The organism is Ramlibacter humi (genome assembly GCF_004681975.1).
Classification (GTDB): domain Bacteria; phylum Pseudomonadota; class Gammaproteobacteria; order Burkholderiales; family Burkholderiaceae_C; genus Ramlibacter; species Ramlibacter humi.
Genome location: NZ_SMLK01000010.1, coordinates 36,740 through 56,415 on the forward strand (window position 1 = coordinate 36,740; position 19,676 = coordinate 56,415).

General features: G+C 71.5%; 22 protein-coding genes. 10 read left to right on the top strand and 12 right to left on the bottom strand.

The window, feature by feature from the left end:
• The first annotated feature begins 51 nt into the window (after nt 1-51).
• The 3 genes from edd (at nt 52) to EZ216_RS20050 (ending at nt 3,452) form a co-directional block, all read left to right on the top strand.
• A complete protein-coding gene (gene edd, locus EZ216_RS20040) occupies nt 52-1,881 on the top strand; it encodes a phosphogluconate dehydratase (protein WP_135251571.1) in 1,830 nt (609 codons plus the stop codon).
• Nucleotides 1,872-2,522: a bifunctional 4-hydroxy-2-oxoglutarate aldolase/2-dehydro-3-deoxy-phosphogluconate aldolase gene (gene eda / locus EZ216_RS20045; RefSeq protein ID WP_135251572.1), complete on the top strand. Its 651-nt coding sequence runs from the start codon at nt 1,872-1,874 to the stop codon at nt 2,520-2,522. Before edd ends, eda begins: the two co-directional genes overlap by 10 nt.
• Nucleotides 2,523-2,771: 249 nt before the next feature.
• Nucleotides 2,772-3,452 carry a dienelactone hydrolase family protein gene (locus EZ216_RS20050; protein ID WP_135251573.1) on the top strand — a complete coding sequence of 227 codons (681 nt, stop codon included), beginning with the start codon at nt 2,772-2,774 and terminating at the stop codon, nt 3,450-3,452.
• Nucleotides 3,453-3,455: 3 nt separating this feature from the next.
• On the opposite strand, the gene EZ216_RS20055 is transcribed toward EZ216_RS20050, so the two are convergent.
• On the bottom strand, nt 3,456-4,142 hold the full coding sequence (locus EZ216_RS20055) for a cation efflux transmembrane domain-containing protein (protein WP_135251574.1): 687 nt from the start codon (nt 4,140-4,142) through the stop codon (nt 3,456-3,458).
• Nucleotides 4,143-4,218: 76 nt separating this feature from the next.
• On the opposite strand from EZ216_RS20055, the gene cadR reads away from it, so the two are divergent.
• Complete coding sequence (gene cadR / locus EZ216_RS20060) at nt 4,219-4,656, top strand: Cd(II)/Pb(II)-responsive transcriptional regulator (RefSeq protein ID WP_135251575.1); 438 nt, start codon at nt 4,219-4,221, stop codon at nt 4,654-4,656.
• Here cadR and EZ216_RS20065 read toward each other — a convergent pair.
• Nucleotides 4,646-5,320, bottom strand: a complete 675-nt coding sequence (locus tag EZ216_RS20065; protein ID WP_135251576.1) for a PA4824 family protein — start codon at nt 5,318-5,320, stop codon at nt 4,646-4,648. The genes cadR and EZ216_RS20065 overlap by 11 nt on opposite strands.
• Nucleotides 5,321-5,475: 155 nt before the next feature.
• Between EZ216_RS20065 and EZ216_RS20070 the strand changes: the two genes are divergently transcribed.
• The 3 genes from EZ216_RS20070 (at nt 5,476) to EZ216_RS20080 (ending at nt 10,100) form a co-directional block, all read left to right on the top strand.
• Nucleotides 5,476-6,804 (top strand): MFS family transporter, encoded by a 1,329-nt coding sequence (locus EZ216_RS20070; RefSeq protein WP_135251577.1) that lies wholly within the window; start codon nt 5,476-5,478, stop codon nt 6,802-6,804.
• Between the two features lie 385 nt (nt 6,805-7,189).
• Nucleotides 7,190-8,662, top strand: coding sequence for an NHL repeat-containing protein (locus EZ216_RS20075; RefSeq protein ID WP_135251578.1), 1,473 nt, complete (start codon nt 7,190-7,192; stop codon nt 8,660-8,662).
• A 40-nt stretch (nt 8,663-8,702) separates the two neighbouring features.
• Nucleotides 8,703-10,100: a M20 family metallopeptidase gene (locus EZ216_RS20080; RefSeq protein WP_135251579.1), complete on the top strand. Its 1,398-nt coding sequence runs from the start codon at nt 8,703-8,705 to the stop codon at nt 10,098-10,100.
• A gap of 4 nt (nt 10,101-10,104) precedes the next feature.
• Here EZ216_RS20080 and EZ216_RS20085 read toward each other — a convergent pair whose 3' ends face one another.
• The gene (locus EZ216_RS20085) at nt 10,105-10,947 is read right to left on the bottom strand and encodes a ChbG/HpnK family deacetylase (RefSeq protein ID WP_135251580.1); all 843 of its coding nucleotides are present in this window, start codon (nt 10,945-10,947) and stop codon (nt 10,105-10,107) included.
• A 30-nt stretch (nt 10,948-10,977) separates the two neighbouring features.
• On the opposite strand from EZ216_RS20085, the gene EZ216_RS20090 reads away from it, so the two are divergent.
• Nucleotides 10,978-11,370, top strand: a complete 393-nt coding sequence (locus tag EZ216_RS20090; protein WP_205959721.1) for a GtrA family protein — start codon at nt 10,978-10,980, stop codon at nt 11,368-11,370.
• On the opposite strand, the gene EZ216_RS20095 is transcribed toward EZ216_RS20090, so the two are convergent.
• The 7 genes from EZ216_RS20095 to EZ216_RS20125 all read right to left on the bottom strand — a co-directional run bounded on the left by EZ216_RS20095 (nt 11,318) and on the right by EZ216_RS20125 (nt 17,863).
• Nucleotides 11,318-12,934, bottom strand: a complete 1,617-nt coding sequence (locus EZ216_RS20095; RefSeq protein ID WP_135251581.1) for an ArnT family glycosyltransferase — start codon at nt 12,932-12,934, stop codon at nt 11,318-11,320. The genes EZ216_RS20090 and EZ216_RS20095 overlap by 53 nt on opposite strands.
• Nucleotides 12,919-13,950, bottom strand: a complete 1,032-nt coding sequence (locus EZ216_RS20100; RefSeq protein ID WP_135251582.1) for a glycosyltransferase family 2 protein — start codon at nt 13,948-13,950, stop codon at nt 12,919-12,921. The genes EZ216_RS20095 and EZ216_RS20100 overlap by 16 nt, the downstream gene beginning before the upstream one ends.
• A gap of 152 nt (nt 13,951-14,102) precedes the next feature.
• Nucleotides 14,103-15,290: an MFS transporter gene (locus EZ216_RS20105; RefSeq protein ID WP_135251583.1), complete on the bottom strand. Its 1,188-nt coding sequence runs from the start codon at nt 15,288-15,290 to the stop codon at nt 14,103-14,105.
• A 27-nt stretch (nt 15,291-15,317) separates the two neighbouring features.
• Nucleotides 15,318-15,959 (bottom strand): phosphatase PAP2 family protein, encoded by a 642-nt coding sequence (locus EZ216_RS20110; RefSeq protein WP_135251584.1) that lies wholly within the window; start codon nt 15,957-15,959, stop codon nt 15,318-15,320.
• 117 nt (nt 15,960-16,076) lie between these two features.
• Nucleotides 16,077-16,241, bottom strand: a complete 165-nt coding sequence (locus EZ216_RS20115; RefSeq protein ID WP_439126749.1) for an oxidoreductase-like domain-containing protein — start codon at nt 16,239-16,241, stop codon at nt 16,077-16,079.
• A gap of 45 nt (nt 16,242-16,286) precedes the next feature.
• Entirely contained in the window at nt 16,287-17,057 is a 771-nt protein-coding gene (locus EZ216_RS20120; protein ID WP_135251586.1) for an SDR family NAD(P)-dependent oxidoreductase, read from the bottom strand.
• Nucleotides 17,054-17,863 carry a crotonase/enoyl-CoA hydratase family protein gene (locus tag EZ216_RS20125; RefSeq protein ID WP_135251587.1) on the bottom strand — a complete coding sequence of 270 codons (810 nt, stop codon included), beginning with the start codon at nt 17,861-17,863 and terminating at the stop codon, nt 17,054-17,056. The genes EZ216_RS20120 and EZ216_RS20125 overlap by 4 nt, the downstream gene beginning before the upstream one ends.
• A 41-nt stretch (nt 17,864-17,904) precedes the next feature.
• On the opposite strand from EZ216_RS20125, the gene EZ216_RS20130 reads away from it, so the two are divergent.
• Nucleotides 17,905-18,150: a DUF3297 family protein gene (locus tag EZ216_RS20130; protein WP_135251588.1), complete on the top strand. Its 246-nt coding sequence runs from the start codon at nt 17,905-17,907 to the stop codon at nt 18,148-18,150.
• A gap of 110 nt (nt 18,151-18,260) precedes the next feature.
• The gene (locus EZ216_RS20135; RefSeq protein WP_135251589.1) at nt 18,261-18,449 is read left to right on the top strand and encodes a hypothetical protein; all 189 of its coding nucleotides are present in this window, start codon (nt 18,261-18,263) and stop codon (nt 18,447-18,449) included.
• On the opposite strand, the gene EZ216_RS20140 is transcribed toward EZ216_RS20135, so the two are convergent.
• Both EZ216_RS20140 and EZ216_RS20145 read right to left on the bottom strand, forming a co-directional pair.
• Nucleotides 18,446-18,802 carry a hypothetical protein gene (locus EZ216_RS20140; RefSeq protein ID WP_205959724.1) on the bottom strand — a complete coding sequence of 119 codons (357 nt, stop codon included), beginning with the start codon at nt 18,800-18,802 and terminating at the stop codon, nt 18,446-18,448. The genes EZ216_RS20135 and EZ216_RS20140 overlap by 4 nt on opposite strands.
• A complete protein-coding gene (locus EZ216_RS20145; protein ID WP_239024460.1) occupies nt 18,783-19,619 on the bottom strand; it encodes a hypothetical protein in 837 nt (278 codons plus the stop codon). The genes EZ216_RS20140 and EZ216_RS20145 overlap by 20 nt, the downstream gene beginning before the upstream one ends.
• Nucleotides 19,620-19,676: the final 57 nt, after the last annotated feature.

Sequence of the window (19,676 nt, forward strand, 5' to 3'; positions counted from 1 at the left end):
GGTCCGTCACCGATCGGCCCTGCGCGGGGGGGCTTGGCGGTAGGATGAACCATGCCCCTGAATCCCGCCGTGGACCGGGTCACCGAGCGCATCCGCGAGCGAAGCGCCGGTACCCGGGCCGACTACCTTCGCCGTGTCGACGAGATGGCCGCCCGCGACCGCGGCAGCGACCGGCTGGGCTGCGCCAACGTGGCGCATGCCTTCGCCGCCCTGCCGGAGAACGAGAAGCTCAAGGTCGTCGTCGAGCGCGTGCCCAACATCGGCATCGTCACCGCGTACAACGACATGCTGTCGGCGCATGCGACGTACGCCAGCTATCCCGCCTTGCTCAAGGACGAGGCGCGCCGCCACGGCGCCACGGCCCAGGTGGCGGGCGGCGTGCCCGCCATGTGCGACGGCGTCACGCAGGGCACGCCGGCGATGGACCTGTCGCTGTTCTCGCGCGACGTCATCGCGATGGGCACGGCCGTCTCGCTGAGCCACGACGTGTTCGACGGCGCGCTGATGCTGGGCATCTGCGACAAGATCGTGCCGGGGCTCCTGATCGGCGCGCTGCACTTCGGCCACCTGCCCACGGTGTTCGTGCCGGGCGGGCCGATGACCAGCGGCCTGTCCAACGCCGAGAAGGCCAAGGTGCGCGAGCTGGCGGCGCAGGGCAAGGTGGGCCGGGCCGAACTGCTGGAATCCGAGCAGAAGGCCTACCACTCCGCCGGCACCTGCACCTTCTACGGCACGGCCAACAGCAACCAGATGCTGATGGAAGCCATGGGCCTGCACGTGCCCGGCGCGGCTTTCGTCAACCCGGGCAACGAGCTGCGCGAGGAACTCACGCGCGAAGCCATGCGCACGGTGCTGGGGATCGTGAAGGCCCGCCGCTTCACGCCCATCGGCCGGCAGGTGGACGAGCGCTGCATCGTCAACGCGATGGCGGCGCTGCTGGCCACGGGCGGGTCCACCAACCACCTGATCCACTGGGTCGCGGTCGCGCGCTCGGCGGGCATCCGCATCGACTGGAACGACTTCGCCGAACTGTCGGCGGTGGTGCCGCTGCTGGCGCGCGTGTACCCGAACGGGCAGGCGGACGTCAACGCGTTCCAGGCCGCGGGCGGGCCGGGCTACGTCATCCGCGAACTGCTCGACGCGGGGCTGATGCACGAAGACGTGCTGACGGTGCGCGAAGGCGGCATCCGCGAGTTCACGCGGGAGCCCGCCGAAGGACTGAAGTGGCGCGACATCGGTGTTTCGCGCGACGAGTCCGTGGTGCGCCCCGCCACCGCGCCGTTCAGCGCCACCGGCGGCCTGAAGCTGCTGACCGGCAACCTGGGCCGCAGCGTCATCAAGATCTCCTCCGTGCCCGACGACCGCCACCTCATCGAAGGCCCCGCGCGCATCTTCGACACGCAGGAAGCGTTGCAAAAGGCTTTCCAGTCCGGCGAACTGGAGAAGGCCGCGCGCGACGGCGGCGGCTCGCTGATTTGCGTGGTGCGCTGGCAGGGGCCGCAAGCCAACGGCATGCCGGAGCTGCACAAGCTGACGCCGCCGCTGGCCGTGCTGCAAGGCAAGGGCCTGCGCGTGGCGCTGGTCACCGACGGGCGCATGAGCGGCGCTTCCGGCAAGGTGCCCGCGGCCATCCACATCACGCCGGAAGCGATGGCCGGTGGTCCGTTGGCGCTGCTGCGGGACGGCGACGTGGTGCGCCTCGACGCGGAGCAGGGGCAATTGCAGGCCCTGGTGCCGCACGAGGAATGGATCCGGCGCGAACCCGCGCGCGTACCCGGCGCGCAGCGCGCCGAAAGCGGGGTGAAGCTGGGCCGCGAGCTGTTCGCGATGATGCGGCGCAACGCGACGGAAGCCGAACAAGGAGCCTGCACATGGCTGTAACCCCTGGCGCGAACCTCACCGCGCTGGACGTGATGCGCAACGCCGCCGTCATCCCCGTCATCGTCGTCGACGACGCCGCGCAGGCCGTGCCGCTGGCGCGCGCGCTGGTGGAAGGCGGCGTCCGCATGCTGGAAGTGACGCTGCGCACGCCCATGGCGCTGGCCGCCATCGAGGCCATCGCGCGGCAGGTGCCCGGCGCGGTGCCGGGCGCGGGCACGGTGCGCAGCGCCGCCGACGCGCAGGCCGCGGCGTCCGCGGGCGCGAAGTTCGCCGTCAGCCCCGGCTACACGTCCGCCATCGGCCGCGCCTGCCGCGAGGTCGGCCTGCCGCTGTTGCCCGGCGTCGCCACCGGCAGCGAGATCCTGATGGCGCAGGAAGACGGCTACAACGAGCTGAAGTTCTTCCCCGCGGTGCCTTCGGGCGGCGCGGCCATGCTGAAGGCGTGGCATGGGCCTTTCCCCGAAGTGCGCTTCTGCCCCACCGGCGGCGTGTCGGTTGCGAACGCGAAAGACTTCCTCGCGCTGCCCAACGTGGTGTGCGTGGGCGGGTCGTGGCTGACGCCCGCGGACGCGGTGAAGGCGGGCGACTGGGCCCGCATCACGCGGCTGGCGCGCGAGTCGGTGGCGTTGCGTTCGGCGTGACACGCTCCCGCGCAGCGGGTTGAAGGCCCTCGGAAACGGCCCGAAGGCCGGGCTGGCGACGCGGATGAGCGGGGAGGACGCGCCCCGGACGGCGGAGCGGAAGACCCGCTGGAGGAAATGCCCGGACTGCATGAGCCAGCCGATTGCCGTGCCTGCCATCTCGTCATGCCGTTCCTACGCGCATTGCGGCGCGCTGCCGACGGCAATCCGGCGGCAGGTGAACAGACTTGCCGGGCAAGGAGGCATGACATGGCAGAGACGCTCCTTCAGGAAGAGGCTGTCGCCATCCCCGTGGACCGCGACGAACTTGCCGGCGACCTGGTGCGGCCGCCCGGGGCGACGGCGCTGGTGCTGTTCGCGCACGGCAGCGGCAGCACGCGGCACAGCCCGCGCAACCGCTGGGTCGCTTCGCAGTTGCAGGAAGCCGGCCTGGGCACGCTGCTGTTCGACCTGCTCACGCCGGGCGAGCAGGAAGAGGACGAGCGCACCCGCATCCACCGCTTCGACATCGAGCTGCTTTCCGAGCGCCTGCGCGTCGCGGCCGAGTGGGCGCTGGCGCTGGAAGGCGGCGAGCCGCCCGCCATCGGCTTCTTCGGCGCCAGCACCGGCGCGGCCGCGGCCCTGTCGGCAGCGGCCGAGATGGGCAGCCGCGTGGGGGCGATCGTGTGCCGTGGCGGCCGGCCCGACCTGGCGGGATCGTCCGCATTGGCGAAGGTGAGGGCGCCCACGCTCCTCATCGTCGGCGAGACCGACCGCGAAGTGGTCGCGCTCAACGCTTCGGCTTTCGAGCACCTGCGCTGCCACCGCAGCTTGGCGGTGGTGCCGCGCGCGGGTCACCTGTTCGAGGAACCCGGCACGCTGGAGATCGCCGCGCAGCACGCGTGCTCGTGGTTCACCCGCCACCTGATGTGGGACCAGCGGGAAGGCTAGGCTTCAGGCGCGAGGCGCCTGCGGCTGCCGTCCGGATGCGCCGGCCTCTCCGGGTCGATGACCGTGCGCTTCGTGGCCGGGCTCTCCGCGCAATTCCGCCCGCGCGTGCAGCAGCACGGTGGCCGAGCCGCTGAGCGCCAGCAGGCCCATCGCGGCCGCGACCAGCAGGTCCGGCCACGCGCTGCCGGTGCCGAACACGCCCAGCGCGGCCAGCATCACGGCGACGTTGCTCAGGGCGTCGTTGCGCGAACAGATCCAGACCGAGCGCATGTTCGCGTCGCCGGCGCGGTAGCGGTAGAGCATCAGCGCGACGCCCACGTTCACCGCCAGGGCCGCGGAGGCCACGACGCCCATCGTCATCGCTTCGGGCGCGGCGCCGCCGAAGAAATTGACGCCGGCACGGCCCAGCACGAAGAGGCCGAAGGCACCCATGCAGGCGGCCTTGAACAGCGCGGCTTTGGAGCGGACCGGCAGTGCCATGCCCAGCACGGCGAGGCTGAGCCCGTAGTTCGCCGCGTCGCCGAAGAAGTCGATCGAGTCGGCCATCAACGACACCGAGCCGGACTGCCAGGAGGCGCCCAGCTCGACCACGAACATCGCCGCGTTGAGCAGCAGGGAGACCCAGAGAATCCTGCGGTAGCGCGGGTCGGCGGAAGGCGCGGCGGGAGCGGAGCAGCAGGAAGCGGACATGGCGGTGCGGTTACGGGGTGTGTGGGAGGATTGGAAACCCTGTACCCGGTACAGGGTCAAGCTGCAGGGCAACCCCATGAAGATCGGTGAACTGGCCTCCCGCGCCGGCTGCGACGCGCAGACCGTGCGCTTCTACGAACGCGAAGGGCTGCTGCCGGAACCGCCGCGGCAGTCGTCGGGCTATCGCCAGTACGCGGACGGCCACCTCGCACGGCTGGGGTTCATCCGGCACTGCCGTTCGCTGGACATTCCGCTGCCCGAAGTGCGCCAGCTGCTGGCGCTGGCGGAAACGCCGTCCGAATCGTGCGGGCAGGTCAACGGGCTGATCGACCGGCACATCGAGCTGGTGCGCGAGCGGGTGAGGGCGCTGCAGTCGCTGGAAACGCAACTGGTCAGCCTGCGGCGGGCTTGTGACGGCGACGCGTCGCACCCGTGCACCATCCTGCAGTCGTTCATGGGCGTGGCGGGCGAGCATGCCTGCGCCTGCCACGGCGCAGGGGCGCTCAGGGCCTGATCGCGCCGTCGGCCACGAAGTTGAGGCCCAGCGTCCACCAACGGCCGCGGGCGTCCGCGAACGCGTGCGCGCGGCTCAGGTCCAGCGACACCGCCGGCGCGAGTTGCCAGCGCGCGCCCACGCGTGCCGCGCGGCCGATGGCGTCGTTGAAGCGCTCCGCGACGAAGCTGAGCTGCTCGCCGGCGGTCCATTCCGCCGCGATGCCGGCCAGATTCCGGCCGGGGCCGCCGCGGTTCCACTGCCGGCCCGCGTTCACGTGCACCAGCCAGTTCGCCGAAGGCTGCCAGGTCAGGGGCACGAGCACCATCGTGTTGTCGTAGCGGCCCTGCTGCCACGATGGCCCCACCACGATGCCGGTGCTGAGCTGGTCCGACAGCTTCATCACCCACTTGCCCTGCACGCCGGCGGCCCGCGCGGCCGGCGCGGTGCCGAACCGCGCGCGGTCCAGGTTGACGCCGATCTCCCAGGCGCCGAACCGGCACGCGGGGCCGATGTGCTGCGCGCCGCCGCCGGGCCCGAAACTGTCGGCCCAGGTTTCCAGCTGGCACTGGCCGGGATCGAGGATGGTCGCGTCGTCCACCGCGTGGTGCCCGCCGGCCGCGTCGCACGCGGCGGCGGCGCAGGCACCGATGGCAAGGACGAGCGGGCGGACAGCCGGGTTCATGGCCCGCGACGCTACACGAAACGCGTGACATGCCCCGTTGGCGGCGCGCTGCCCGGGAGGGGCGCGCGCGGTCGTCCTCGGCGAAGGAAGCGGCCGACACGCAGCCCGACCCCGGGCCTATTGCCCGCGCCGCGGCCGCCCGCAGACTGGGCCGCATGGACTCCACCGCTTCCCTGCACGGCGGCACCGCCGCCGAACCGGCCCGCCCCCACTACACGGCCGAGGAGAAGCGCCGGCGCATCCTGGCCATCATGGCGGCCTCGTCCGGCAACCTGGTCGAGTGGTTCGATTTCTACGTCTACGCGTTCGGCGCGATCTACTTCGCCGCCGCGTTCTTCCCCAAGTCGGACCCCACGGCGCAGCTCTTGAACACGGCCGGCGTGTTCGCCGCCGGCTTCCTGATGCGCCCCATCGGCGGCTGGATGTTCGGCCGCATCGGTGACCGGCGCGGCCGCCGCACCGCGATGCTGCTGTCCGTGGCCATGATGTGCGTGGGCTCGCTGCTCATCGCGGCGGTGCCGACGTACGAGAAGATCGGCGCATGGGCGCCGGTGCTGCTGCTGGCCGCGCGCCTGCTGCAGGGCCTGTCGGTCGGCGGCGAGTACGGCACCACGGCCACCTACATGAGCGAGGTGGCGCTGCGCGGGTTGCGCGGCTTCCTGTCCTCGTTCCAGTACGTCACGCTGATCGGCGGCCAGCTGCTGGCGGTGCTGGTCATCGTCATCCTGCAGCAGGTGCTGGACGAGCAGGAGCTGCGCGCCTGGGGCTGGCGCATCCCCTTCGTCGTGGGCGCCGTCGCCGCCGTGGCCGCATTGCTGCTGCGGCGCACGCTGCACGAGACTTCCACCGCCGAAACCCGCGGCAGCCGCGTCGCGGGCAGCTTCACCGGCATCCTGCGCCACCACCGCGGCGCGTTCTTCACGGTGCTGGGCTACACGGCGGGCGGCTCGCTGATCTTCTACACGTTCACCACCTACATGCAGAAGTACCTGGTCAATTCGGCCGGCATGTCGGTGCGCACGGCGAGCAACGTGATGACCGTCTGCCTGTTCGTGTTCATGTGCCTGCAGCCGCTGTTCGGCGCGCTGTCCGACCGCATCGGGCGGCGCAGCAACATGATGCTGTTCGGCGCGCTGGGCGCCATCGCCACGGTTCCCATCTTCACCGCCCTGCAGCACGTGCAGAGCGCGGTGGAGGCGGGCGCGCTGATCATCCTGGCACTCGCCATCGTCAGCTTCTACACCTCGGTCAGCGCCATCGTGAAGGCCGAACTGTTCCCGCCCGAGGTGCGCGCGATGGGCGTCGGCTTCGCCTACGCCATCTCCAACGCCGTGTTCGGCGGCTCGGCCGAATACGTCGCGCTGTGGCTGAAGAATGCGGGGCGCGAGCCGCTGTTCTACTGGTACGTGTCCGCGATGATGGTCATCGCGTTCCTGGTCAGCCTGCGGCTGCCGCGCAGGGGCTACCTGCACGACGCGCACTGACGCCGGCGGGCCGTCACTTCATCGCCGGCCAGCAGCCGCGGCCATCCATCCGTGGCAAGCATTCACCTCGCTGCAGGCGCTGGGCACGCGGCGCGCCCGGGGCCCGGCCGGTGTGTCGCCGTATAGAGCGGCGCATGAGGCCCGCCCGCCGGGCCTGCCAGTCGCGGTCATTCCAATGCATGACACGCAGGGTGCGATCGTGAGATGCGTCGTCCCCCTGCTGCTTCGAATGCAGTACGCCCGTTTGCGGGCACCGGGGTCCGCATAGAGTCCGGGCCGCCAGTCCGCGCCACCTGCGCGGCAACCCGTGATGAAGGATCGTTTTCTGATGTTGGGATTCCACCAAACCACCCGCAGGTCCGCGAGGTTCCTGTCCGCCGCTTTCATGGCCACAGCGCTGCTTGCCGGATGCGGCGGCGGCGGCGGTGGCGGTGGAGAAGAGTCCGGGCCGCCGCCCATCGGCGTATCGGTCAGCCAGGCCGCCAGGTCGCTGGGCAGCACCGAGGCACTGGTCATCCGGTTCGACGCTTCGATGGACCCGTCCTCGCTGGCGCTCTCGGGCACCCTGGCCGCGGAAGCGACGGGCACCTGGTCGTCCACTTCGGTGGCGAACGACACCTACACGCTGGTGCCCACCGCGGGCAAGTGGCGCCCGGGCAGCGATCGCACGGTGATCCTGCGCGCCAACGGCGCGAAGGGCGGCGTCGCCACGCTGAACGCGGTCTACGCGGTGAACCTGGCTTTCGACCCGAACCCGCCGGCCGGCACGGTGATCGGCCAGGCGAACTTCACCAGCGGGACGGTGTGGGCCGGATCGGCCGGCCCCACCGCGGTGGGGTTCAACGCTCCCCGTGGCGTGGCCGTGGCCCCGGATGGCCGCATCTTCGTCACCGATTCCACGGGCGAGCGGGTGCTCGGGTTCAACGCGCTGCCCACCGGGCCCGGCGCGGCTGCCGACATCGTGCTGGGCCAGCCGGACTTCGTGAGCAGCACCTACGTCACGACGCAGGCCAGCCACCTGGCACCGCAAGGCATCGCCATCGGCGCGGGCAAGATGGCCGTGGCCAACCTCGACGCCAACCGCGTGCTGATCTACAACGCGATCCCCACCAGTTCCAGCGCCTTGCCCGACGTGGTCGTCGGCCAGCCCGACTTCACGCAAGACACGGGGAACTGCTCCGCCACGGGGCTGAGCCGTCCGACCGGTGTGTCGCTGACTCCCGACGGGAAGCTGCTGGTGGCCGACATGCGCAACAGCCGGGTGCTGGTGTGGAACACCGTGCCCACCACGAATGGCCAGGCGCCCGACCTGGTGCTGGGGCAGTCCACGTTCACGAACTGCGCGACCAACGGCGGCACGCCGACGCCGAGCGCGCAGACGCTGGCGCTGCCCACCGGCGTGTGGTCCGACGGCCACCGCGTGGTGGTGGCGGACGGCGCCAACAACCGCGTGCTGATCTGGAACACGATGCCCACGTCCAGCTCCCAGCCAGCCGACGTCGTGCTGGGCCAATCCACGTTCGCGATGAGCCAGCTGGATGACGACGACCAGGACGGCACGGCGGAGACGACCCCGACGAGCCGCACGCTGTTCTCGCCTTCCAGCGTCCTCGTGAATGGTGAACAGCTGCTGGTCGCGGACTCCGACAACCACCGCGTGCTGGTGTGGAACACCTTCCCGGCCACCAACTTCAAGCCGGCCGACGCCGTCATCGGCCAGCCTTCCTTCACCTCGAATACGCTGGGCGCGGCTTCGGCCAGCACGTTCCACGGGCCGGCGGGCATGGCCCTGTACCGGGATCAGCTGCTGGTGGTGGACGAGCAGAACAACCGCGTGCTGGCGTTCCCGTCGAAGTAGCGGTCCGCGGCGGGTGGTGGTCCGGGCCTACACTGGCCCGATGACCACCGCCACCCGCGAAGCGCTGCTGCAAGACATCTCCGCCTGGTTCGACGGCGGCGGCTTCGAAGCCGCGCTGTCGCGCCGCGTGGCCTGCCGCACCGAGAGCGACGGCGGCACGGTGCCGCCGGCACTGGAGGCTTACCTGCGCGAGCAGGTCGTCCCCGAGCTGCAGGCGCTGGGCTTCGACTGCGCGATCGAGGCCAACCCCGACCCGCGCGGCGGTCCCTTCCTGCTGGCGCGCCGCATCGAGGATGCGGCCGCGCCCACCTTGCTGACCTACGGCCACGGCGACGTCGTCAATGGCCAGGAAGGCCGCTGGCGTGACGGGCTGCAGCCGTGGCGGCTGGAGCGCCGAGGCGACCGCTGGTACGGCCGCGGCACGGCGGACAACAAGGGGCAGCACACCATCGTGCTGGCCGCGTTGGCCCATGCCATCGGCGCCCGGGGAGGGCGCCTGGGCTACAACGTGACGGTGCTGCTGGAAACCGGCGAGGAAGCCGGCTCGCCCGGCCTGCATGCTTTCTGCGAAAGCGAGCGCGAACGCCTGCGTGCCGACGTGTTCATCGCCAGCGACGGCCCGCGCGTGGCGGCCGACCGGCCCACGCTGTTCCTCGGTTCGCGCGGCGCGGTGAACTTCACGCTGCGCTACGCCGCGCGGGACCGCGCGCACCACTCCGGCAATTGGGGTGGCGCGCTGGCCAACCCGGCCACGGTGCTGGCCCATGCGTGGGCGTCGATGGTCGATGCGCATGGCCGCATCCTGGTGGAAGCGTTGCTCCCGCCGCCGGTGGCCGATGACGTTCGTGCGGCGCTGAGCGGCGTGCCCGTGGGCGGAGCGGCCGGCGATCCCGAGGTGGACGAGCATTGGGGCGAGCCCGGCCTGACGCCAATCGAGCGCCTGGTGGCCTGGAACACGCTGGAGGTGCTGGCGATGGAAGCCGGCAACCCCGCGCGGCCGATCAACGCGATCCCGCCTTCGGCGGTGCTGCACGGCCAGCTGCGGTTCGTCGCGGGCACGCCGTTCCGCGAACTCGCTTCGCTGCTGCGCGCGCACCTGGATGCCGCGGGCTTTCCGCAAGTGCAGGTGGAAGCGGGCATGGCGATGGCCGCCACGCGCACGCCGCTGGACAACCCGTGGGTGGCGTGGGCCGCGAAATCGCTGGAGCGCAGCACCGGCAAGCCCACCACCGTGCTGCCCAACCTGGGCGGCACCATCCCGAACGACGTGTTCAGCGACGTGCTGGGCCTGCCCACGCTGTGGGTGCCGCATTCCTACCCCGCGTGTTCGCAGCACGCGCCGAACGAGCACCTGCTGGTGCCTGTCGCCAGGGAAGGCCTGGCACAGATGGCGGGGTTGTTCTGGGACCTGGGCGAGCCGGTCGGGATGCCGCGCTAGGCTCTCAGGCCGCGCGGTGCGCCGGCTGCAGGATCGCGCGCAAGGGCTCGATGCGCACGTTCCCGTTCAGCAGCAGCTCGCCGAAACCCGGGCCGGCCAGCACCTGGTATTCGCTGCGCCGCGCCGGGCCGATCGGATCATCCGGCGGAGCGCCGGTCGCCGGGTGGCAGACCAGCAGATCGCCGTCGGCCGCGCACCGCAGCCATCCCGCCAGCAGGGCTTCATAGCGGCCGGGGCCGCCCGAGAAATCGTAGATGCCCAGCAGGCGGCCGTTCTGCCCGATGCCGTTGCGGTGCGCCAGTTCGGTCAGCCCTTGTGCCCCGAGCAGCTGGACGATGCGCGCTTTCGCCCCGGGCGGGTTTTCGCCGGCCAGCGTGGACCGCAGCCAAGGCAGCCGCGCGGGATAGCGCGCCCGCAGCGCGTCGACCAACACCGCGCGGACCAGCGGCAGCTGGTGCACGTGCTGGTGGCCGTCCACATAGGCCGGGGCCGTGCCGGTATCCGTCTCGAACCGGTCGAGCTGGGCATCGATCTCACGGCGCAGGCGATCGCGGTCCACCCGGCCCGTGAAGGCGCGCAGCAGCCAGGTGCGAAGGCCGCCACGCAGGTGTGCGTCCAGCGGGTGCTCCGTCAGGTCCAGGTGCAGGCCCAGTTCGATGCCGCGCTGTTGCAACCGCCGAAGCTCCGGCGCACCGGCCGGCCACGCGGGCGCGCCCGGCATGCAGCTGACGGCGCTGATGCGGCCCTGGTCCGCCAGCCGCGATGAGGCGTCGGCGACGCCGGGGTGCAGCCCGAAATCGTCCACGCACACCGCGATGCGGCGCGGCCCCGGCGCTGGCGGGCCCATACTCGGCCCGTTCCGCTGCCCACCCAAACCGTGACTCACTGGCCCACGCTCGCTTCCTTCGTGCTCGTCGGCTGCTGCGCCGCCGCCGTCCATTTCGCGGCGGTGGTGTGGCTGGTGGCCGGCCACGGCTGGCTGCCGCTGCTGGCGAACGTCGCCGGCTGGTGCCTCGCGTTCTGCGTGTCCTTCCTCGGGCAGTGGCGGCTCACGTTCCGCTCGCGGCAGGCGCGCTGGCAGGACGCCATGCCGCGCTTCCTCACGCTGTCGCTGGCCGGGTTCGCCATGAACGAGACCGCGTACGCCGCCTTCCTGCGCTGGAGCGGCGTGCGGTACGACGTGCTGCTCGCGCTGGTGCTGCTGGGCGTGGCGGCCATCACTTACGTCCTGAGTTCGCGCTGGGCGTTCCGGGGCAGCCGCCCCCGCTGACGCCGCCGGGGACGCGCCACAGCACGGTGTCGCGCTGGGTGGCGACGGCCTGCGCGGCGGCCAGCGCGGGAATCGATGCCGCGTCCGCGCGGCTCCCGACCACCCAGGTGGTCCGGGGGCCGCACAGCAGCGCGGCGAACCGCGCCGGCGTGAGCAGCGTGGCCTGGGCACGGTCCGGCGCGAACCGGCCGGCGTCCACCAGTTCGCGGCGCCAGTTGTCGCGGGCGGCGATGCCGGGATCGTCCCAGCGGTCGACCATCAGCACGGGATCGCGCAGGCGGGCATAGAAAGGCAGGTCGAAGAAGGCGCCGGACAGGAAGGCCACCTGGTCGCCGGCAACGGCACGCGCGGCGAGCGTCCTTCCGAGTTCGCGCAGGGTATTGGGCGTGTGGCCGGCGGCGAATCCCACTGTTGCAAGGCCCACCGCCGCGCCCACGGCCACGCTGGCCGGCCACAGCAGGCGGCGCGCGCGCCCGCCGGCCGGCGAAGCGGCGGCGGCCTGCGCGGCCAGCAGCGCCAGCGGCCACGTGACCGGCAGGATGTAGCCCACCAGCTTGGACCGCGGGATGGAGAAGAACACGGTGACCAGCACGATCCAGGTCCACATCAGCGAACGGGATCCGCCGGCCGCATCGCCGCCGGCCGCGCGGCGCGGCCGCGCCGCGAGCCACGCCGACCAGGGAAAGCACAGCGCGGCGATGACCGCGGGGTAGAACCACCACGGCTGCTGGTTGTTGAAGCCGCCCTGCGCGAAGCGCGAGAAGTGCTGCACCACGAAGAAGTAGTGCATGAATTCGGGGTAGCGCTGCTGCATGGCCACGAACCAGGGCAGCGCGATGGCGGCGAACAAGGCCAGTCCGGGCCACCAGAGCAGCGATCGCACCGCCCGCACGCGCCCGCTGCCCAGCAGCCATGCCAGCAGCACCATGCCCGGCAGCGCGATGCCGATGAGGCCCTTGGCCAGCACGCCCAGCGCGGCGAACGCGTAGCCGGCGGCCAGTGCCGCGGTTGGCCGCGGCAAGCCGTGGTCCGCCGCCAGCGCCGCGTGGGCGAAGGCCAGCACCGTCACGCCGATGCAGCCGGCGACCAGCATGTCGAGGTTGGCGAACTGCGCGCCGACGAACACCAGGGGCTGGGTAGCGAGCACCAGCAGGACGGCGCGCGCCGCCTCGCGGCCCCACCAGCGCCGCGCGAACAGGAAGGCGGCGGTGGTGCCCGCCACCGCTCCGAGCAGCGGCGCCATGCGCGCCGCCCATTCGCCGTGTCCGAACACCGAGAGCGAAACCGCGGTGATCCAGTAGAACAGCGGCGGCTTGTGGAAGTAGGGCAGCCCGTCGAGCGCGGGCACCAGCCAGTCGCCGCCGGCCAGCATGGACCAGGCCACGCCCACGTAGCGGCCCTCGTCGGGCAGCGCCAGCGGGCGCACCCACGACGTGACGGCGAACCATGCCAGCGCGGCCAGCAGCGGGCCCCATTCGCGCCGCCACGCGCGCAGGCTGGAACGGTGCGCGGTGCCGCCGGTGCCCGCCGGGCTGACCGCCTCGCGCGCTAGCGCGTCTCGCACGATTTCTGCCGCGGCGCGAGCCCCCGCCCCGTTTCGCGCTTGACCAGGTACAGCGGCCGCTGCTTCACTTCCTCGAAGATGCGCGCGACGTACTCGCCCATGATGCCCAGGAAGATCATCTGCAGCCCGAAGAAGAACAGCATGATGACCACGATGGTGGTCCAGCCCGAGACGGAGTTGCCTTCCAGCAGGTACGACAGCGTGAGGTACGCGCCGTACAGGAAGGCGGCGAGGGCGCAGGCGGTGCCGACGCTGCCCACGATGCGCAGCGGCCAGTTGGTGAATGCCGTCAGTGCGTCGATGGACAGCCGCAGCAGGCGGCCCGCGTTGAAGTGGCTGCGCCCATGGGCGCGGGGCTGCGGCTGGTAGGGCACCGCCACGGCTTCGAAGCCGACCCAGGCGTACAGGCCCTTCATGAAGCGGTTGCGCTCGGGCAGCGAGAGCAGCGCGTCGACGGCGTTGCGATCGAGCAGGCGGAAGTCGCCCGCGCCCTGCGGAACCTGCACGCGGGCGAACCGGTTGAGCAGCGCGTAGAAGATCCGCGTGCCGGCGCGCTTGGCCCAGGATTCGTCCGCGCGGCTGGTCCGCACGGCGTAGACGACGTCGGCGCCCTGCAGCCAGTGGTCGAGCATCGAGGGGATGAGTTCCGGCGGGTGCTGCAGGTCCCCATCCATCAGGACCACCACGTCGCCGCCGGCCGCTTCGAGCCCGGCACTCAGGGCGGCTTCCTTGCCGAAGCTGCGCGAAAGCTGCAGGAAGCGGAATCCGGGCTGGGCGGTCCACTCGAGCATGACCGCGGCCGTCGCATCGGTGCTGCCGTCGTCGACGACCACCACTTCCCACGTGCGCGCGAGCCCGGGCAGCAGCTCGGCGAGCAGCGGCAGCAGTACCTGCAGGTTGGGTGCTTCGTTGCGGCATGGCAGCACGCACGACAAGCTGGCGCCCGGGGGGCGCGCACCCGGCTTCGCACGCGCCGGGGAAGGGGCGGCCGGCGGGCGCTCGAGAACGGCGTTCATGACCTCATCCTCTGACGGATCCCTTAAGGCCGACTTAACGTCGAGCAGCGCGGCGGCGCTCAAGGAGAGTCAGCGCTCCGTCAGGCGCAAGGTGGCTTCAGGGCTGCAGAGCGAGCCGCCGGCCGAGGGCGGCAAGCCCTGATCACCGGGCGTCAAAGCAACGACCGCCGCTGCGCGCCCCACAGCGCGAGCGCCGCGACGATGCCCCCCACCAGCATCACCGCCACGCCCCAGCGGTAGCCCGCCGCGGGCGTCCACAGCACGCCCAGCATCAGCGGCGAGAGCGCGCGCGCCACGGCCAGCGGCGGTCCCATCGCGCCGTTCAGCGACGCGACGTGCTCGCGGTTGACGTATTGCGCGATCGCCGTCCCCTTGACGATGGTGAGCATGCCATTGCCCAGCCCGTACATCAGGACGAAGAACAGGGCCGCCACCGGGTGCGAAGCGCCGGCCAGCAGCGCGGCCAGCCCCAGCGGGATCAGCCAGGGGATGACGCGGTTGGCCACGTGCAGGTCGAAGCGGTGCTCGAAAAAGAACAGCAGCAGCCGGCCCGCCACCTGCAGCACGCCGATGCTGGCCGGGATGGTGATGACCCACGCTTGCGGCAGCCCGCTTTCGCGCAGCAGCGAGATCATGTGCGGCGGCAGCGCCGCGGTGATGGCCAGCATGCCGATGGAGAACACGCCGATCAGCAGGTAGGGCGCGCTTCGCAAGAGCGAGGAAGGCGAGGACGAGTGGGGACCGGCCGCCACGGGCCCGGGCGCGCCGCGCAGCAGCACCGCGTGCATCGGCGCGCACACCAGCAGGTTCAGCGCGGCCAGCACCCACAGCGCATGGCGCCAGCCCAGGTGCGAGATCAGCCAGGCCGTCAGCGGGATGAACACCGTGCTGGCCAGGCCGCCCAGGAAGGTGAGCGTGATGATGGCGCGGCGGAAGTCGTCCGGGAAACGGCGCGTGACGACCGCGAACACCGGCGTGTACAGCGTGGCCGACATCGCGACGCCGATCGCGATCCACGCCGCGTAGAAGCTCCACGGCGCATGCACCGCGCCGTGAAGCAGCAGCGCGCCGGCAGCCAGCAGCGATCCGCCGGTCATCACCGCGCGCTCGTGGCCGCGATCGATCCAGCGGCCGACGATGAAGGCGCACAGGCCTTCGGCCAGCAGCGCCAGGCTGAAGGCCAGCGACGATTCGGCGCGCGAGAGGCCCAGCTCGCTTTCGACGGGGCCGAGCAGCAGCGCGAAGGTGTAGAAGAGGGTGCCCCAGGACACCAGCTGCGCCAGCGAGAGCCAGCCCACCAGCCGCCGGTCGTGGGCGGGGCTGGCGGCGGGCGGGGGCATCCGGCGATTGTCGCCGAGGGCACTCCGTCAGAAGCGATGGCGCAGGCCGACGAAGGCGCTGCGGCCGGTGATGGACAGCACCAGCGGCGTGTCCCTGTCCGTCGCATGGATGCCGCAGGCCACGCCCACCGCGGCGCCGGCCACCACGTCGCTCAGCCAGTGTGCCTGCGATTTCATGCGGGCCCGCGCCATGTAGGCCGGCAGCAGGGCCAGCGCCCAGATGGCCGGCGTCTCTTCCCGGTATTCCACGATGTAGGGCGTGACGAAGGCCGCCATCATGGCCGTCTCGCCGCTCGGAAAGCTGCGGTTCTTGCCGCCTTTGAACCAGGCGTCCGGGTCGTTGTTGTCGCTTGGACGGGGGCGGCCGAAGACGCGCTTCATCACCTCCGTCGTCGCGGCGGTCATCAGCGCGGCATCGATGGCGCGCCATGACGCCAGCCCCAGGCGCGTTTCGGTGCCTTCCATCACGGCGAGCCCGACGACGCCGGTGATCACCAGCACGTCCAGCTGCTGCTGATGCCGGCGCGACCAGATGCCCGAATCTTCGCGTTCGTCGAACTGGTCGAGCATCCGCCATTGCGCCCAGGCGGATGCCGGCATCAGCAGCAGCAACGCGGCCAGGAACGCCAGCGCCATGGCATGCCACAGGGCGTGAAACGGGATGCGCATGGCCAGCCTTCCTTGCTTCTTGGTGTGCGGCCCAGCCGGGGCGAAGAGAGCCCGGCCGGCGTCGCCGTTTTAGGCGGCGGGCACCCCGAATGCAACTTTGGCGCAGGCGCTGGGTTTTCAGCCCAGCACGGCGCGCGCGTCGTCGAGCCAGCGCGCGAGCGCTTCCTCGTAGCCTTCCCACACGCACCCGTTGCAGCCACGGCCGCAGCAGGTGGTGGGCTCGGGCGGCGGCGCGCGCAAGGCGAGCGAACGCGAGGAGAGCGCAGCGCGCACGCCTTGCACGTGCGCCCGCGCCTGCTCCAGGCTGGTGAAGGCCACGCGCACGCGTCAGCGTCCGCCCAGGTGCGTGCCGCTGTCCAGCATCAGCAGCTCGCCCGTCACCGTCTTCGCGCTGGTGATGAGCCACACGATGGCGTCGGCCACGTCTTCGGGCGAGCTGGCCTTGCCCAGCGGCACGCCTTTCACGTAAGCGTCCTGCACCGCCTTCGCCGCGTCTTCGCCGATGCCCTTGGCGAACCAGCGTGAGGTGATGAGGCCGGGGCACACCGCGTTGACGCGAACGTCCGGCGCCAGCGTGCGCGCCAGGTGCAGCGTCATCGCGTTCATCGCGCCCTTGCTGGCGATGTAGGGCACCGACGAGCCGATACCCAGCGCGCCCGCCACCGACGACACGTTGACGATGCAGCCGCCCACCGCCTTCAGGTACGGCACGCAGGCGCGCACCATCTGGAAGGTGCCGATCGTGTTCACGCCCAGGATGCGCTGGAACACCGCCTCGTCCAGCGCTTCCCATTTGGCTTCGTCGCCGAACACGCTGGTGCCGGCGTTGTTCACCAGCGCGTCGATGCGGCCCCACTGCGCCAGCGTCTGCTGCACCAGGCGGCGGCATTCGGCGTCGCGCGAGACGTCGCCCTGCAGCAGCAGCGCGTCGGCGCCCGCGGCGCGGCAGGCTTCGGCCGTGCGGTGCGCGTCGGGCTGGCTGCGCGAGAAGTTGACCACCACGTTCCAGCCGCGTCGCGCCAGCTGCAGCACGGTGGCCGCGCCCACGCCGGTGGCCGAGCCCGTGACCAGGGCGACGGGTTTGCCGGCGCTGCTCATCGGCCGCTGAAGCGCGCGGGGCGCTTCTCCACGAACGAGCGCACGCCCTCGGCGGCGTCCTCGCTGTTGGACAGCCGCTGCTGCGTGGCGATGAATTCCTCCATCGCCGCATGCGGACCTTTCTCCACCGCCTTCAGCGCGTTCAGGCGCGTGGCCACCACCGCCAGCGGCGCCTGCTCGGCAATGAGCTTCGCGATGCGTTCGGCTTCCTGCAGTTCCTGCCCGGCGGGCACCACCTTCTGCACGAAGTTCAGCCGCAGCGCTTCCTCGCTGCCGAACTCGTCGCCGGTCAGCAGGTGCAGCATCGCGTTGCCCAGCCCCGCGCGCTGCGACATGCGCAGCGTGGCGCCGCCGGTGGCCATGATCCCGCGCTTGACCTCCAGCTGCGAGAAGCGGCAGTTGTCCGCGGCGACCACGATGTCGGCGGCCAGCATCAGCTCGATGCCCAGCGTGAAGGTGATGCCCTGCACGGCGCACACCAGCGGCTTGGTGCGGCGGCGGTAGCCGGGCGTGCCCAGGTCGTAGGGGTCCACCTGGCCGAAGGGCGCGGCCTTCTCGCCCCTGCGCATCATCTCGGCGATGGAAGGCAGGTCCAGGCCGGCCGTGAAGTGGTTGCCGAAGGCGTGCAGCACGCCCACGTGCAGCTGCGGGTCGTCTTCCAGCAGCGTGTACGCCTCGGCCAGCTGGCGGAACATGGCCGGCGTGAAGCCATTGAGCTTGGCGGGCCGGTTGATGCCGATCAGCAGCAGCTCGCCGCGGCGTTCGGCGGCGATCGCCCCTTCGGGCGGGGCGGGGGGTGCTTGCATGTCTCCTCCGGGGATGCGCGGGGACCGCAGAATAGCGCCCCATGGAAGAAAAAGCCCGTCCCCCTTTCCCCGACCGCCTGTCGATCGATCCCAAGAGCCCGCACCACGTGGCCGCCGTGTTCGAGCACGGCGTGGGCATCCGCTTCAATGGCCGCGAGCGCGACGACGTCGAGGAGTACTGCATCAGCGAAGGCTGGATCCGCGTGCCCGCCGGCAAGACCGTGGACCGCAAGGGCAACCCGCTGATGATCAAGCTCAAGGGCCAGGTCGAGCCGTTCTACCGCTGAGGCACGCGCGTGGCGGCGGATTTTTTACGCGCCGGATGGGTTGGTGACCGCGGTGATCGGCTGCTAGAGTGCCGCCGCTCGGGAGGTGACGACGCAGCATGAACGGCGAGATGGAATCCGAAGACCCGCAAGACCCAGCCCCGGACCCCCTGTCCCGCGCCGGCCGCGCGCGGCGATCGGGCGAGGGACTGGACAGTGTGCTGCGCCACATGAGGGAGCAGGCCCGCGACCGGGCCAACGAATCGCCGCGCGACGAGGAAGGCCCGCAGGCGGACACCTCGCGCCGCAAGCGCGGCTAGCGTGCGGCCGGCGGGTACGCCGGCCGTTCGTGAGCCTTGCGCAGCACGCCTTCGCGGTCGAACAGCAAGGCGAGTTCGGGCACTTCGCGCGGGTCGCGCGTGCCGTGGCCGCGGTACACCCACACCTCGTAGCCGGAATCGAACTTCACTTTCTCGGCGGTGCCCAGGCGCGCCTGCACTTCGTCTTTCGTGTTGCGCCCGGGTTGCAGCGCCTGCGCCGCGGTGACGACGGTCATCGCGGGGTCCGTGAAGCGCGGCGGCTCGGGCGTGCCTTCGCCGCCGCCGAACAGCGGCGCGCCCGCGCAGCCCGCCAGCGTGGCGAGCGCCATCAAGCTACTGGCGAGCAGCCGCATCGGGCGTCTCCATGTAGTCGTACACCACCAGCGTGTCGTCGGGCCAGCTGCGGTCGGCCAGCGGCAGGTAGTGCGCGCGGTCCAGCAGCACTTCGCAGTCGCAGTACGGCAGCTCGTTCTTCAGCGAGGGTTCGTCCAGCGCCGCCGCGTACAGCCGGTTCATCGGCAGCCGCTCGCGCCGGCCGCCGGACACCAGGGTGACGCCGAACACCGGCCTGTCGGCGAAGAACAGGTAGCGGTTGCCGGCCTCCTCGCAGTACGCCGGCGTGTCGGAGATCGCGCTGAAGATCTGGGTGAAGAAGTTGGGGCTGTTGGACACCAGGCCCGCTTCCATGCCCACGTGGCATTCCAGCCGCATGTCGCCCAGCCGGCGGGTGTCCGGCGGCAGGCCCGGCGTGCGGACCTCCGCGCGCCACGTCATGCTGAGCGCGCGACGATCCGGCGAGACGAGGGCGTTTTCGTCCAGCGCCTTCGGCAGGCGGGGCAGCGTGAAGGTGCGATCCGGGGCGACGTCGACCGGCTGCTCCACCGTCTTGCCCAGCACGTACAGGTCCAGGCGGTCCAGGTTCACGCCCGGCTTGCGCGGCAGCACCTTGAAGCGCAGCTGGCCCTGCGGCGAGAGGCGGGCGCGCTCGCGCTCGAACAGGTCCATGCCGCGCACCATGCGCCGGTACGACTTCTCGACCGATTCCTTGCCGGCCGATTTGACGTTCACCCCGGGCAACGTGCCGCCCGATACGGGCGCCGGCTGTTGCTGGGCGAACGCGCAGGCGCCTGCAAGCGCGAGGGCGGTGGCAAGGCAGAGCCGCGGCTTCACGCGCCAAGGCTAGTCAGCCCCCCGGCGGCCGCGCGTGCGCCGATGGAGCATCGCGCT

Bases quoted from the DNA above. Each gene is read 5' to 3' on its own strand.
- EZ216_RS20050 (WP_135251573.1), top strand. From the start codon at position 2,772: ATGGCAGAGACGCTCCTTCAGGAAGAGGCTGTCGCCATCCCCGTGGAC.
- eda (WP_135251572.1), top strand. From the start codon at position 1,872: ATGGCTGTAACCCCTGGCGCGAACCTCACCGCGCTGGACGTGATGCGC.
- EZ216_RS20110 (WP_135251584.1), bottom strand. From the start codon at position 15,959: ATGCGCATCCCGTTTCACGCCCTGTGGCATGCCATGGCGCTGGCGTTC.
- EZ216_RS20100 (WP_135251582.1), bottom strand. From the start codon at position 13,950: ATGAACGCCGTTCTCGAGCGCCCGCCGGCCGCCCCTTCCCCGGCGCGT.
- EZ216_RS20140 (WP_205959724.1), bottom strand. From the start codon at position 18,802: ATGCGGCTGCTCGCCAGTAGCTTGATGGCGCTCGCCACGCTGGCGGGC.
- EZ216_RS20075 (WP_135251578.1), top strand. From the start codon at position 7,190: ATGGCCACAGCGCTGCTTGCCGGATGCGGCGGCGGCGGCGGTGGCGGT.
- EZ216_RS20080 (WP_135251579.1), top strand. From the start codon at position 8,703: ATGACCACCGCCACCCGCGAAGCGCTGCTGCAAGACATCTCCGCCTGG.
- EZ216_RS20135 (WP_135251589.1), top strand. From the start codon at position 18,261: ATGGAATCCGAAGACCCGCAAGACCCAGCCCCGGACCCCCTGTCCCGC.
- EZ216_RS20130 (WP_135251588.1), top strand. From the start codon at position 17,905: ATGGAAGAAAAAGCCCGTCCCCCTTTCCCCGACCGCCTGTCGATCGAT.
- EZ216_RS20125 (WP_135251587.1), bottom strand. From the start codon at position 17,863: ATGCAAGCACCCCCCGCCCCGCCCGAAGGGGCGATCGCCGCCGAACGC.
- EZ216_RS20065 (WP_135251576.1), bottom strand. From the start codon at position 5,320: ATGAACCCGGCTGTCCGCCCGCTCGTCCTTGCCATCGGTGCCTGCGCC.
- edd (WP_135251571.1), top strand. From the start codon at position 52: ATGCCCCTGAATCCCGCCGTGGACCGGGTCACCGAGCGCATCCGCGAG.
- EZ216_RS20055 (WP_135251574.1), bottom strand. From the start codon at position 4,142: ATGTCCGCTTCCTGCTGCTCCGCTCCCGCCGCGCCTTCCGCCGACCCG.
- cadR (WP_135251575.1), top strand. From the start codon at position 4,219: ATGAAGATCGGTGAACTGGCCTCCCGCGCCGGCTGCGACGCGCAGACC.
- EZ216_RS20070 (WP_135251577.1), top strand. From the start codon at position 5,476: ATGGACTCCACCGCTTCCCTGCACGGCGGCACCGCCGCCGAACCGGCC.
- EZ216_RS20085 (WP_135251580.1), bottom strand. From the start codon at position 10,947: ATGGGCCCGCCAGCGCCGGGGCCGCGCCGCATCGCGGTGTGCGTGGAC.
- EZ216_RS20105 (WP_135251583.1), bottom strand. From the start codon at position 15,290: ATGCCCCCGCCCGCCGCCAGCCCCGCCCACGACCGGCGGCTGGTGGGC.
- EZ216_RS20120 (WP_135251586.1), bottom strand. From the start codon at position 17,057: ATGAGCAGCGCCGGCAAACCCGTCGCCCTGGTCACGGGCTCGGCCACC.